The organism is Pseudomonas fluorescens (assembly GCF_000802965.1).
GTDB lineage: Bacteria > Pseudomonadota > Gammaproteobacteria > Pseudomonadales > Pseudomonadaceae > Aquipseudomonas > Aquipseudomonas fluorescens_A.
Window position 1 is genome coordinate 20,899 of the sequence record NZ_JSAK01000021.1, and the last position, 12,798, is coordinate 33,696.

The window sequence follows — 12,798 nt, forward strand, 5'->3', positions numbered from 1 at the left end:
CTACCTCAGCTTCAGGGTGGCAAGGCCGACCAACACGAGAATCACGGTGATGATCCAGAAACGGACGATCACGCGTGGCTCGGGCCAGCCCTTGAGTTCAAAGTGGTGGTGAATCGGCGCCATGCGGAATACGCGGCGACCGGTCAGCTTAAAGGAGGCAACCTGAATGACGACTGACAGGGTTTCCATCACGAACACGCCGCCCATGATGAACAGGACGATTTCCTGACGGACGATCACCGCAATGGTGCCCAGGGCAGCGCCCAGCGCCAGCGCGCCGACGTCGCCCATGAAGACTTGTGCCGGATAGGTGTTGAACCACAGGAAGCCCAGGCCGGCACCAATCAGTGCGCCGCAGAACACGATCAACTCGCCCGCGCCCGGCACATAAGGAATCAGAAGGTATTCGGCGAACTTCACGTTACCCGACAGGTAGCAGAAGATGCCGAGGCCACCGCCGACCATCACGGTCGGCATGATCGCCAGGCCGTCGAGGCCGTCGGTCAGGTTGACCGCGTTGCTCGAACCGACGATCACGAAATAGGTCAGGACGATGAAACCGGCACCCAGTGGAATGCTGTAGTCCTTGAGCATCGGCAGGATCAGTGTGGTTTCCACCGGGGTGGCAGCGGTCATATAAAGGAAGATCGCCGCGCCGAGGCCGAACACCGACTGCCAGAAATACTTCCAGCGACTCGGCAAGCCACGGGAGTTCTTCTCGATCACTTTGCGATAGTCGTCGACCCAGCCGATGGCGCCGAACAGCAAGGTCACCAGCAACACGACCCAAACGTAACGGTTGCTCAGATCAGCCCACAGCAAGGTGCTGACGCCGATGGAAGAAAGAATCAGCGCGCCACCCATGGTCGGGGTGCCGGACTTGGAGAGGTGCGATTGCGGACCGTCGTTGCGAACGGATTGACCGATCTGACGGTTCTGCAGGGTGCGGATCATCCACGGGCCATAGCACAGCGACAAAACCAGCGCGGTCAGTACACCGAGAATCCCGCGCAGGGTCAGGTACTGGAAGACCGCGAAGCCTTTGTAGAACTGTTGCAGATACTCCGCTAGCAGCAGCAGCATTAATGTTTCTCCAGGCTGGTCCCGCACAAAGCGGCGACGATGTTTTCCATCGCGGCGCTGCGCGAGCCCTTGATCAAAATGGTGGTGTTTGTGTCTTGCTCGGCGCCCAGAGCCTTGATCAGTTCAGCCTGCGTGCTGAAATGAAAAGCCTGTGGACCGAATGCGTTGACGGCGTGAACCATCATGGGTCCGACGGCGTACAGCGCAGAAACCTTGCCACGGGCGTACTCGCCCACGTCGCGGTGCCCCTGCTCCGCCCAGTCGCCCAACTCGCCAATATCCCCGAGCACCAGAACGGTGCGGCCGGAAAAGCCGGCGAGTATATCAACGGCGGCGCACATGGAGGTGGGGTTCGCGTTGTAAGTGTCATCAATGACGCGCATGCCATTAGTTGCCAGTTGCGCGACAGTTCGGCCCTTGACCGGCTGCACCGCGCCGAGGCCGGTAGCGATGCCGAACAGCGACACACCCAAGGCATGGGCGGCAGCCGCGGCAGCCATGGCGTTGGCGACGTTATGGGTGCCGAGCAGATTCAGTTGAACGCGCTCCACACCTTCAGGCGTATGCAAGTTGAACGCCGGGCAACCGCGAGCGTCGGTGGTCAGGTCACTGGCATAGAAATCGGCGCTGGTATTGCTCAGGGCGAACGTCAGCACTTTGCGTTCACCGGCGCGCGCCTTCCAGATACCGAATGCCTTGTCGTCAAGATTGAGAACGGCGACGCCATCGGCATCCAGCCCTTCGATAATCTCTCCCTTGGCTTCGACGATTTTTTCCGGCCCGCCGAACTCGCCAACGTGGGCAGTCCCGGCATTGTTGAGAATGGCCACGTGGGGTTTGGTCATGCCCACGGTGTAGGCAATTTCACCCAGACGCGAGGCGCCGAGCTCAATCACTGCAGCGGTGTGTTCCGGCGCCAGTTCGAGCAGGGTCAGCGGCGCGCCGAGGTCATTGTTCAGGTTGCCACGGGTCGCCAGCACCGGACCGCGCGTGCGCAGGATGCTCGCGAGCATTTCCTTGACCGTGGTCTTGCCGCTGGAACCGGTAATGGCGGCGACCGGTTGAGTGAAGGCCTGGCGGTTCAGGGCACCCAACTGGCCGAGGGCCTTGCGGGTATCGCTGACCAGCAATTGCGGCAGCGTGCTGTCGGCGACTTCGCGCTCGACCAATGCCGCCACGGCGCCTTTCGCCGCAACGTCATTCAGATAGTCGTGACCATCGAAGCGTGGACCGGTCAGGGCAATGAATAGCTGGCCCGGTTTGATCGCACGGCTGTCGATGCTGACGCCGTCGAAGCTGGCATCGGCAGCAATCAGGCGGGCATTCAGTGCGCCGGTCAGTTCGCTCAGTTTCAAGGCTTTAAGCATGGGCCACCTCCCACGCGGTCAAGGCATGATCAGCCTCGACCAGATCGGAGAAGGCATGGCGCTCGCCGTTGATTTCCTGATAGTCCTCGTGACCTTTACCGGCCAGAACGATCACGTCATCCGCCGAAGCGCCAGCGATCAACTGGGCAATCGCCTGGCCACGCCCAGCGACGAACGTGACTTTATCCACAGCCGTGAAACCGGCGCGGATGTCATCGAAAATCACCGAAGGGTCTTCGGTACGCGGATTATCGTCGGTGACCAGCACGCCATCGGCCAGACGCTCGACCACTTCGGCCATCAGTGGACGCTTGCCGCGATCACGGTCGCCGCCGCAGCCGAACAGGCACAGCAAACGCCCTTTGACGTGCGGACGCAGAGCCGTCAGGACTTTTTCCAGGGCATCCGGGGTGTGGGCGTAATCGACCACCACCAGCGGCTGAGTTCCACCGCCGAGGCGCTGCATGCGTCCAGCCGGGCCTTCGAGTTTCGGCAGTACCTTGAGAATTTCGTCCAGTGCGTAATCCAGGCCGAGCAAGGCACCGACCGCCGCCAATACGTTGCTCAGGTTGAAACGGCCAAGCAGCGTGCTGCGCAGGTGGTGCTCGCCTTGTGGCGTGACCAGCGTGGCGCGAACACCTTCATCGTCGAACTGCGCTTCGCGGCAATACAGGTAAGCGCTGCTGTCGAGCAGGCTATAAGTGATCAGCCGCGACTCACGTTTTTCGGCGGCCAGTTGCCGGCCGAAATCGTCGTCGAGATTCACCACCCGGCATTTCAAATCGTTCCAGGCAAACAGCTTGGCCTTGGCTTCGCCGTAGGCCTGCATGGTGCCGTGGTAGTCCAGGTGATCGCGGGACAGGTTGGTCATCACCGCCACATCAAACGCCAGCGCGGTAACGCGGCCCTGATCCAGACCGTGGGACGAAACTTCCATGGCAACGGCTTTGGCACCGGCCTTTTTCAGGTCGCCAAGAGTCGCTTGCACGGCAATCGGGTTCGGCGTGGTGTGCAGGCCGCTTTGCAGCGCGCCGTAGAATCCGGAACCCAACGTGCCGACGATGCCGCAATGCTGACCGAGCAGATCCAGTGCCTGGGCAACCAGTTGCGTCACACTGGTCTTGCCGTTCGTGCCTGTCACGCCAACCAGATTCAGGTGATGGCTCGGCTCGCCATAGAAGCGCCCGGCGATGTCCGACAGTTGCGCCGCCAGCCCCTTGACCGGAATCAACGGCACTTCGGTGATCGGCAGCACGGTAGCGCCTTCCACTTCATAAGCCACGGCGGCCGCACCACGTTGCAAGGCATCGGCAATGTGCGCACGGCCATCGAATTTGCCACCCGGCACTGCGAGGAACAGGTCCCCGGCACGCACGTTGCGACTGTCCAGCGCCAATTCACGGATCAACAGATCGTGGCCGGCGTGGGGGAAAATCTTGTTCAGACTTAAAGACATCAGCCGCGCCCTCCATTGGCTTTCAGCGGAACGACCGGGGTGGCGTTGGCTTGTTGAGTAGGTGGCAAGTTGTCCGGGGTCACGTTCATCAGGCGCAGGGTGCCGGACATCACACGGCTGAACACCGGCGCGGAAACCAGACCACCGAAGTAACCGGCCTTGGTCGGCTCATCGATCACCACAACGATGGCGTAACGCGGATCGCTCATCGGGCCGAAACCGGCGAACAGCGAGCGGTAGGAGTTTTCGGCGTAGCCTTTGGAACCCACCGAAGTTTTACGCGCAGTACCCGACTTGCCGCCCACGTGATACGCCGGCACCTGCGCGCGGAACACACCGCGCGGTGCTTCGATCACTTGTTGCAGCATGGTTTGCATGGTCTTCGCGACCGCTTCGGGCAGCACTTGAGTCGTTTGCGGCGCCTTGTCGGTTTTGATCAGTGTCAGCGGCGCGAGGCGTCCGTTGTTGGCCAGCGCCGAGAAGGCGTGAACCAGCTGGATCGCGGTCACGGAAACACCGTAGCCGTAGGACAGCGTCGCGGTCTCGGCCTTGCGCCATTCGCGGTAGTTCGGCAGGTTGCCGACGCGCTCGCCAGGGAAACCGAGGCCGGTGTCCTGGCCGAGGCCGACTTTCTGTGCCAGACGGAAAATCGTCTCGCCGCCGATATCGAACGCGATCTTACTCATGCCGACGTTACTGGAATTGATCAGGATGCCGGTCAAGTCGAGCACCGGACCTTCAGTCTTGGACACGTCCTTGATGGTGTACTTGCCGATCTGCAAGGAGCCCGGATACACCTCGACAGTGTCGGTCGGTTTCCAGCGGCCGGTTTCAATCGCGGCGCTCATGGAGATCGCCTTCATGGTCGAACCTGGTTCGAACACGTCGATCATTGCGCGGTTACGCATCATCGCCGGTTGCAGGTTGCGACGGTTGTTCGGGTTGTAGGTCGGCTGGTTGACCATGGCGAGGATCTCGCCGGTCTTCACGTCCATGATCACCAGGCTGCCGGCCTTGGCACCGTTCTCGATGATCGCGTTGCGCAATTCGCGGTTGGCCAGGTATTGCAGGCGCAGGTCAATGGACAACGCCAAGGGCTTTCCGGCCTTGGCGTTTTTGGTGACCTGGACATCCTTGATCAACCGGCCGCGCCGGTCCTTGATGACCTGTCGTTTGCCCGGCACCCCGGCCAGCCATTCGTCATAGGCGAGTTCGACGCCTTCTCGACCGTGGTCGTCAATGTCGGTAAAGCCGACCATGTGGGCGGTGACTTCGCCGGCCGGATAGAAACGGCGGAACTCTTCGATGCCGTAGACGCCCGGCACTTTCAGATCGAGCACAGCCTGGCCCTGCTCAGGCGTCAGCCCGCGCACCAGGTAAATGAATTCTTTATTGGCTTGAGCTTCAAGGCGCTCGGTCAGGGCCTTGGGATCCTGACCCAGCGCGGCCGCCAGTGCCGGCCACTTTTCCTTGGCCAGTTGCATTTCCTTGGCGTTGGCCCACAGGGTGGTGACCGGCGTACTGACAGCCAACGGCTCGCCGTTACGGTCGGTAATCAGACCACGGTGAGCCGGAATCGGAATATGACGAACGCTGCGCGCATCGCCCTGACCTTTGAGGAAGTCACGGTCAACCACTTGCAGGTCGATGATGCGCCAGCAAATCGCAATCACCATGACACCGAGCAAACCCAGCACCAGACGGAAGCGCCACGGGAAGAGTGCGCCTTCGAGTTTCATCATGGCGCCACCATCTGCACTTCGGCGGCACCGGGAATGCGCATTTTCAGTTGTTCGGTGGCCAGCACTTCGATACGGCTGTGGGCAGTCCAGGTGCTCTGTTCAAGAATCAACCGACCCCACTCCGCCTGCGCCTTGTCGCGCACGCTCAACTCGTTATACAGCGAGTTCAGCAACTGACGATTCCAGTGCGCGCTGTAGGACACGCCAATGGCGGACACGAGCACGCCAATGAACAGCAGCAGCATGAAAAAGCTTCCGCCGGGAAGTGGCTTGGCGAAAAGCTTGCTCACCGCAGTTTCTCCGCCACACGCATGACAGCACTACGGGAACGTGGGTTGGCTTTGAGTTCGGCGTCGGAGGCCGTCTGCGCTTTGCCATGGACTTTGACTTTCGGTTCGAACGCTACGTGGCGAACCGGCAGGTTGCGCGGCAGGTTATCGGCTTCGCCTTTCACCAGCTTGCGCATGAACAGTTTGACGATGCGGTCTTCCAGCGAATGGAAGCTGATCACCACCAGACGACCACCAATTTCCAGGCAATCCAGTGCGGCTTCGAGGCCCGCTTCCAGATCGCCCAGTTCGTTATTGACGTGAATGCGCAGCCCCTGGAATGCACGGGTTGCCGGGTTCTTGCCCTTTTCCCATGCCGGGTTGGCGACTTTCAGGACTTCAGCCAGATCGGCGGTACGCTCGAACGGCTTGATGTCACGGCGCTCAGCGACGGCACGGGCCATGCGACCGGAAAAACGCTCTTCGCCATATTCCTTGAACACCCGGGCAATTTCTTCCACGGGCGCGGTGTTGACGAACTCGGCAGCGCTGATCCCGCGGGACGGGTCCATACGCATGTCGAGCGGACCATCGTTGAGGAAACTGAAGCCGCGCTCAGGGTCATCGAGCTGCGGCGAAGAGACGCCCAGATCGAGCAAAATACCGCTGACCTTGCCGTGCAGACCGCGTTCGGCGACTTCCGAACCGAGCTCGGCAAAGCTGCGCTGCACAACGACAAAGCGGCCGTCTTCGGCCGCTAGCGTCTGCCCGGTGGCAATCGCTTGTGGATCCTTGTCGAATCCGAGCAACCGACCATCGGGACCGAGCTGACTGAGGATCAACCGGCTGTGCCCGCCGCGTCCGAACGTGCCATCCAGATAGCAGCCATCAGGACGTACGGCGAGAGCCTCGACGGCTTCGTCAAGCAGTACGGTGATGTGGTTAAAGCCGCTATCTATAGTCACAGGATCAAATCACGCAGTTCGTCAGGCATCGCGCCCGGTTCTTGAATAGCAGCCAGGTCAGCGGCAGCAACCGCATCCCAGGCATCCTCGTCCCACAATTGGAACTTGTTCAGTTGGCCTACCAACATCGCGCGCTTATCCAACTTGGCATATTCACGAAGACGCGGCGGAACCAGAAAACGACCACTGCCATCGAGCTCGAGGTCGACGGCATTACCAATCAGTAAACGTTGCAGGCGACGGTTCTCTTCGCGAAGCGAAGGCAGTGCGCGCAGTTTGGTTTCGATAATTTCCCACTCATCGAGCGGGTAAACACACAAACATGGATCAACGGCATCAATGGTGACGATTAACTGCCCGGAACTGCGCGAAACCAGCTCGTCACGGTACCGGCTCGGCATAGCGAGACGGCCCTTTGCATCGAGACTGATTGCGTTGGCTCCGCGAAACACGTCAGCGTTTCTCCAAATATTAGCGTTTTGCGTTCAAAAAACCCACTTCATGCCACTTTCCGCCACTTGCGCACACTATAGGAATGCGCCCACCACACCGTCAAGGCGCGGATTAAAGGAAATCCCTTACAGAACTGAGATTTAGGAGCATATAAGGAGGGGTAACGAGAATCTGGCAGACGAATCCGACCGATAACTTGAATCAGCACAGAAGGCTGCGTTCGAAAGTTAAAGTAATTTATTAAGAGTAAGATTTTTTCGGTATTACGAAAGTGCTTCTGCCGACGATTCTGAAAGGAGGGAAAAACAGTCTTGCGAGAGTGCTGCCGGTGCCGGCCAAATGGCCATCACCACGCCCTGCTTAATGATTTAAGCAGAGAGTAAGAAAAAGGTGGAGAGTCGATCTGTAAGCCGGGTTCTGTCTTGAACAGTCATTCGTCTACGATGGCCATCACTGGACATCTTTAGCAACCTACCCGGTCCCAGCGCGGGCCACGCCTTGGGACCCTATTTGGTCTTGCTCCAAGTGGGGTTTACCTAGCCACGAACTGTTGCCAGACGTGCGGTGCGCTCTTACCGCACCTTTTCACCCTTACCGGCGCCGAAGCGCTTAGGCGGTTATTTTCTGTGGCACTTTCCGTAGGCTCACGCCTCCCAGGCATTACCTGGCACTTCGCCCTATGGAGCCCGGACTTTCCTCCCCCCCCTAATTTTCATAGAGGGCAGCGACTGTCCGATCGACTCTCCGCCGCGAAGGTTAACGGCAGAGCGCCCGAAGAACAAGCGCTAAACGCCTTTTGCCATGCCTGCGCGTCGGGTTTTACTCGCCCTTCTGTTTATCCAGTGCGACCTGGTAGAGCACATTCTTGCGCTCACCGGTAATTTGCGCCGCCAATGCCGCGGCTCGCTTGAGCGGCATTTCCTCAAGCAACAGATTGAGGATACGCATTGCCTCACTGCTGACAGCGTCTTCGCTCTCGGGAGCGGACCAGCCCGCCACCAGCACCACACATTCGCCGCGCTGTTGATTGCTGTCCGACTCGACAAATTCGCGCAACTCGGCCAGCGGCAAGCCTTTGAGCGTTTCGAAGGTCTTGGTTATTTCGCGCGCCAGCAATGCCTGTCGCTCAGGTCCGAACACCAACTCCATGTCCTGCAGACATTCCAGGATGCGGTGGGGGGCCTCGTAGAAAATCAGCGTGCGCGGCTCTTCCTTTACCAACTCAAGACGCGCTCGTCGCCCCACGGCCTTGGCCGGCAGGAAGCCTTCGAAAATGAAACGATCCGACGGCAGCCCCGCCGCCGACAATGCCGCGATCAACGCACAAGCACCTGGAACCGGCACCACATTAATCCCGGCAGCACGGGCCTGACGCACCAAGTGATAACCCGGATCGGAAATCAGCGGCGTACCCGCGTCGGAGATCAGCGCCACATTGTCGCCAGCCAGCAGGCGCGTAATAAAGCGGCTGCCTTCATCCCGTTCGTTGTGTTCATGGCAGGCGGCCAGCGGCGTCTGAATACCGAAGTGCTGCATCAAGCGTTGCGAGTGACGGGTGTCTTCGGCCGCGATCAAGGCGACCTCACGCAAGATCTTCAGTGCACGCGCACTGATGTCGTCCAGGTTGCCGATGGGCGTCGCCACCACATAAAGCGAGCCAGCAGCGGAATTCAAAGCACCTGGAGCAGTCAAAGCGCACACCTCATGATCAAGAAAGCCGCCATTGTAGCGCGTAGCGGCGCAACGAAACGCGCAAGCAACACTCGGTTTTTCTGGCTTTTATGCCATACCGCAACATTTGCATGAGCTAAATTGATCGATTCACGCCAGTAACATCGCGCCCCGGCCAGTGCTTGGGTACAATTCCACGCTAATTTGATCGAGTATCAGGAACACTACATGATCGCTTGCCTGCGGCTGTTCACTGCCCTCTGCCTTGCTGCCTTGCTGGCGGCTTGCGCCAGCTCGCCCTCCTCCAGCCTTGGCGAAGTACCACGGACCCCGGATGCCAGTATCGAGCAACTGCTCGAGAAAGCCTCCCAGAGTAAATCGCCGGAAGAGGCCGCCCTGTTGCGCTTAAGTGCCGCCGACCTGGCTTATCGCCAGGGTAACGCTGGCCAATCAGCTCAAATCCTGCAGCAAGTTCCGGTTGAACAGCTCAAACCTGGCCAACAGGTTTTCGCCAACACCCTGGCGGCTGAACTGGCCATGGCACGCAATCAGCCCAAAGCGGCCCTGACTGCGTTGAGCCATCCGAGCATGCAACGCCTCGGCGAATTGTCCGAAGAGCAGCAGGTTCGCACCGGCACCGTACGCGCCCGCGCTCTTGAAGCCGATGGTCAGACCCTGGCCGCCGCAAAAGAACGCATCTTTATTGCGCCAATGATGAGCGGTGAAGCTGCCAGCAAAAACCACGAAGCAATCTGGACCCTGATTGCCTCCCTGCCGACGGACCAATTGCAGCCGACCACCACCGATGACCTCGGCGGCTGGATGGCACTGGCACTGGCGGTAAAATCTGCCGGTACGGTGGAACAGCAGCAGGCCGCGATCGACAACTGGCGCGCCCAGAACCCCAAGCACCCCGCTGCCATCCAGCTACCGCTGCCACTGACCAATCTCAAGGAACTGGCCAGCCAACCGCTGGGCAAAATCGCCTTGCTGCTGCCACAGGACGGCCCTCTGGCCTCGGTCGGCAAAGCGTTGCGCGAAGGCTTCATGGCCGCCCACTACCAGGCACAACAAGCCGGGCAGAAGCCGCCAGCCATCGAGTTTTATGACAGCTCGCGCCTGAGCAACCTCGACGAGTTCTATCGCAAGGCCCAGGCCGATGGCGTGCAACTGGTCGTCGGCCCTCTGGAAAAGCCGCTGGTCAAACAGCTGAGCACTCGTCCGCAACTGCCGATCACCACCCTGGCCCTGAACTACAGCGAAGGTGAACAAGGTCCTGCCCAACTGTTCCAGTTCGGTCTTGCCGCTGAAGACGAGGCTCGCGAAGTGTCCCGCCGCGCCCGTGCCGACGGCCTGCATCGCGCCGCCATCATGGTGCCGAAGGGCGAATGGGGCGACCGCGTGCTGAGAGCATTCAGCCAGGACTGGCAAGCCAACGGCGGCAGCATCGTTGCCACCGAGCGTGTCGATCAACCGGTTCAACTGGCCCAGCAAATTGCCGATATGTTCCAGCTGCGCCAGAGCGAAGGTCGCGCCAAGAGCCTGCAAAGCACCGTCGGTTCGACGGTCGCCGCCCAGCCTTCGCGTCGCCAGGACATCGAGTTCATCTTCCTCGCCGCGACACCGCAACAGGCCCAGCAGATCAAACCGACCCTGAACTTCCAGTACGCCGGTGACGTTCCGGTTTACGCCACTTCCCACGTGTTCAGTGCCAGCGGTGATGTAAACCAGTACAACGACATGAACGGTATTCGCTTCTGCGAAACCCCATGGTTGCTGGATGCCAATGATCCGCTGCGCAAACAAGTTGCCGCACAATGGCCACAAGCGGCCGGTAGCCTGGGTCGCCTCTACGCCATGGGCGTCGACGCCTACAGCCTGGCGCCACGCCTGGGTCAACTCAAGGCGCTGCCGGACAGCCGCATTGAAGGTCAATCGGGCAGCCTGGGCATGACGCCGAACCAGCGTATCGTGCGCCAGTTACCGTGGGCGGAATTCGTCAACGGTCAGGTTCAGCGCCTGCCGAACACCCCACGCTGATGCCTGACAGGTCACGCCAGCAAAGCGGTAAAGATGCCGAGCGCCATGCGCTGGAACACCTTCAACAACAAGGTCTGCGCCTGTTGGCGCAGAACTGGTTGTGTAAACGCGGTGAGCTTGATCTGGTCATGCTTGATGGCGATACAGTAGTATTCGTTGAAGTTCGCTACAGAAAAAACACTCAATGGGGTGGCGCGCTCGATAGCATCGATGAGCGCAAACGGCAGAAACTGATTTTTGCCGCGCAGTATTTTCTTCAGCGCGAGTCACGCTGGGCCAATTCCCCCTGCCGTTTCGACGTGGTTGCCATCGACAGCAACCTCGATCAGTTGAACTGGTTGCAGAATGCCTTCGACAGCTGATTGCTTGCGCCCCGAAACGGACACCACCCAACACTTTTGCTCTTTGTTTTGCGGGCTGCACATTCACGTGCCGGACAGCCGCGCTCATTAAGGTCACACAGATGGACATGCAATCGCGAATTCGCCAGCTTTTTCAGGCCAGTATCGACACCAAGCAACAGGCGATGGAAGTACTTGCACCGCACATCGAGCAAGCCAGCCAAGTGATGGTCAACGCCCTGCTCAACGAAGGCAAAATGCTTTCCTGCGGCAACGGCGGCTCTGCCGGCGACGCCCAGCACTTTTCGTCGGAGCTGCTCAACCGCTTCGAACGCGAGCGCCCGAGCCTGCCAGCCATTGCGCTGACCACTGACAGCTCGACAATCACCTCGATCGCCAACGATTACAGCTACAACGAAATCTTCTCCAAGCAGATCCGCGCCCTTGGTCAGCCGGGCGATGTATTGCTGGCGATTTCCACCAGCGGCAACTCGGCAAACATTATTCAAGCGATCCAGGCCGCACATGATCGCGAAATGATTGTCGTAGCATTGACCGGTCGCGATGGCGGCGGCATGGCGTCACTGCTTTTGCCCGAGGACGTCGAGATTCGCGTACCGGCCAACGTCACCGCACGTATTCAGGAAGTCCACCTGCTGGCGATCCATTGCCTTTGCGATTTGATCGACAGCCAACTGTTCGGGAGTGAAGAATGACCCCTAATCGCCTCGGCCTACTGGCCCTGACCCTGTGCCTCGGTATCAGCGGCTGCACCTCGGTGGTTAATGCCAGCCGTGAAGCGCCGATTGAAGATGACCGCGGCACGCGCACCTTCGGCAGCAAGATCGACGACTCCCTGATCGACACCAAGGTCGGAGTGAACATCGCCAAGGCCGACCCGGCCCTGGACAACGATTCGCACATTGTCGTCACCAGCTTCAACGGCGTCGTACTGCTCGCCGGGCAAACTCCGCGTGCCGACCTCAAGGCCAAGGCAGAACAAGCCGCTGCATCTGTCCAGCGGGTAAAGACGGTCCACAATGAACTGCAAGTTCTGCCACCCTCCGGCTTCCTTGCCCGCCAGAACGACACCTGGCTGACCTCCAAGATCAAGACCCAGATGCTCACCGACCCGAACATTCCGGGCTCGCGCATCAAGGTTGTGACCGAGAACGGCATCGTCTACCTACTGGGCTTGCTGACCAAACAGGAAGCCCAGCAGGCGACCAATCTGGTGCAGGGCGTTTCCGGCGTACAGAAGATCGTGAAGCTGTTTGAGTACATCGACTGACACCTGCCTGCATCCACCTATAGGAGCTGTCGAGTGAAACGAGGCTGCGATCTTTTGATCTTAAAAAATAAAAAGATCGCAGCCTTCGGCAGCTCCTACGTTTGAAGGTGGTGAAGTAAT

Annotated in this window: 12 protein-coding genes and 1 other RNA gene; 4 read left to right on the forward strand and 9 right to left on the reverse strand. The window is 59.6% G+C overall.

What is annotated here, in order from left to right:
• From mraY to rsmI, 9 genes are all read right to left on the reverse strand, one after another.
• The gene (gene mraY, locus NL64_RS18540; protein WP_016773275.1) at positions 1 to 1,083 is read right to left on the reverse strand and encodes a phospho-N-acetylmuramoyl-pentapeptide-transferase; all 1,083 of its coding nucleotides are present in this window, start codon (positions 1,081 to 1,083) and stop codon (positions 1 to 3) included.
• Positions 1,083 to 2,450: a UDP-N-acetylmuramoyl-tripeptide--D-alanyl-D-alanine ligase gene (locus tag NL64_RS18545; protein ID WP_034149526.1), complete on the reverse strand. Its 1,368-nt coding sequence runs from the start codon at positions 2,448 to 2,450 to the stop codon at positions 1,083 to 1,085. Before NL64_RS18545 ends, mraY begins: the two co-directional genes overlap by 1 nt.
• On the reverse strand, positions 2,443 to 3,906 hold the full coding sequence (locus NL64_RS18550) for a UDP-N-acetylmuramoyl-L-alanyl-D-glutamate--2,6-diaminopimelate ligase (RefSeq protein ID WP_034149527.1): 1,464 nt from the start codon (positions 3,904 to 3,906) through the stop codon (positions 2,443 to 2,445). The genes NL64_RS18545 and NL64_RS18550 overlap by 8 nt, the downstream gene beginning before the upstream one ends.
• Positions 3,906 to 5,645, reverse strand: a complete 1,740-nt coding sequence (locus NL64_RS18555; RefSeq protein WP_172668689.1) for a peptidoglycan D,D-transpeptidase FtsI family protein — start codon at positions 5,643 to 5,645, stop codon at positions 3,906 to 3,908. Before NL64_RS18555 ends, NL64_RS18550 begins: the two co-directional genes overlap by 1 nt.
• The gene (gene ftsL / locus NL64_RS18560; protein ID WP_003205353.1) at positions 5,645 to 5,938 is read right to left on the reverse strand and encodes a cell division protein FtsL; all 294 of its coding nucleotides are present in this window, start codon (positions 5,936 to 5,938) and stop codon (positions 5,645 to 5,647) included. Before ftsL ends, NL64_RS18555 begins: the two co-directional genes overlap by 1 nt.
• Positions 5,935 to 6,882 carry a 16S rRNA (cytosine(1402)-N(4))-methyltransferase RsmH gene (gene rsmH / locus NL64_RS18565; RefSeq protein ID WP_034149529.1) on the reverse strand — a complete coding sequence of 316 codons (948 nt, stop codon included), beginning with the start codon at positions 6,880 to 6,882 and terminating at the stop codon, positions 5,935 to 5,937. The genes ftsL and rsmH overlap by 4 nt, the downstream gene beginning before the upstream one ends.
• A complete protein-coding gene (gene mraZ, locus NL64_RS18570) occupies positions 6,879 to 7,334 on the reverse strand; it encodes a division/cell wall cluster transcriptional repressor MraZ (RefSeq protein ID WP_034149530.1) in 456 nt (151 codons plus the stop codon). The genes rsmH and mraZ overlap by 4 nt, the downstream gene beginning before the upstream one ends.
• Positions 7,335 to 7,725: 391 nt before the next feature.
• Positions 7,726 to 8,079, reverse strand: an RNA gene (rnpB, locus tag NL64_RS29175) — RNase P RNA component class A.
• Between the two features lie 75 nt (positions 8,080 to 8,154).
• On the reverse strand, positions 8,155 to 9,027 hold the full coding sequence (gene rsmI, locus NL64_RS18575) for a 16S rRNA (cytidine(1402)-2'-O)-methyltransferase (protein WP_034149531.1): 873 nt from the start codon (positions 9,025 to 9,027) through the stop codon (positions 8,155 to 8,157).
• 207 nt (positions 9,028 to 9,234) lie between these two features.
• On the opposite strand from rsmI, the gene NL64_RS18580 reads away from it, so the two are divergent.
• The 4 genes from NL64_RS18580 to NL64_RS18595 all read left to right on the forward strand — a co-directional run bounded on the left by NL64_RS18580 (position 9,235) and on the right by NL64_RS18595 (position 12,678).
• Positions 9,235 to 11,046: a penicillin-binding protein activator gene (locus NL64_RS18580; RefSeq protein WP_034149532.1), complete on the forward strand. Its 1,812-nt coding sequence runs from the start codon at positions 9,235 to 9,237 to the stop codon at positions 11,044 to 11,046.
• Positions 11,046 to 11,408, forward strand: coding sequence for a YraN family protein (locus tag NL64_RS18585; protein WP_019582357.1), 363 nt, complete (start codon positions 11,046 to 11,048; stop codon positions 11,406 to 11,408). The genes NL64_RS18580 and NL64_RS18585 overlap by 1 nt, the downstream gene beginning before the upstream one ends.
• Positions 11,409 to 11,509: 101 nt before the next feature.
• Positions 11,510 to 12,103, forward strand: a complete 594-nt coding sequence (locus NL64_RS18590) for a phosphoheptose isomerase (protein ID WP_007972584.1) — start codon at positions 11,510 to 11,512, stop codon at positions 12,101 to 12,103.
• Positions 12,100 to 12,678, forward strand: a complete 579-nt coding sequence (locus NL64_RS18595; protein WP_034149533.1) for a BON domain-containing protein — start codon at positions 12,100 to 12,102, stop codon at positions 12,676 to 12,678. Before NL64_RS18590 ends, NL64_RS18595 begins: the two co-directional genes overlap by 4 nt.
• Positions 12,679 to 12,798 lie beyond the last annotated feature (120 nt).

Bases quoted from the DNA above. Each gene is read 5' to 3' on its own strand.
- mraY (WP_016773275.1), bottom strand. From the start codon at position 1,083: ATGCTGCTGCTGCTAGCGGAGTATCTGCAACAGTTCTACAAAGGCTTC.
- NL64_RS18545 (WP_034149526.1), bottom strand. From the start codon at position 2,450: ATGCTTAAAGCCTTGAAACTGAGCGAACTGACCGGCGCACTGAATGCC.
- NL64_RS18550 (WP_034149527.1), bottom strand. From the start codon at position 3,906: ATGTCTTTAAGTCTGAACAAGATTTTCCCCCACGCCGGCCACGATCTG.
- NL64_RS18555 (WP_172668689.1), bottom strand. From the start codon at position 5,645: ATGAAACTCGAAGGCGCACTCTTCCCGTGGCGCTTCCGTCTGGTGCTG.
- NL64_RS18580 (WP_034149532.1), top strand. From the start codon at position 9,235: ATGATCGCTTGCCTGCGGCTGTTCACTGCCCTCTGCCTTGCTGCCTTG.
- NL64_RS18585 (WP_019582357.1), top strand. From the start codon at position 11,046: ATGCCTGACAGGTCACGCCAGCAAAGCGGTAAAGATGCCGAGCGCCAT.
- NL64_RS18590 (WP_007972584.1), top strand. From the start codon at position 11,510: ATGGACATGCAATCGCGAATTCGCCAGCTTTTTCAGGCCAGTATCGAC.
- NL64_RS18595 (WP_034149533.1), top strand. From the start codon at position 12,100: ATGACCCCTAATCGCCTCGGCCTACTGGCCCTGACCCTGTGCCTCGGT.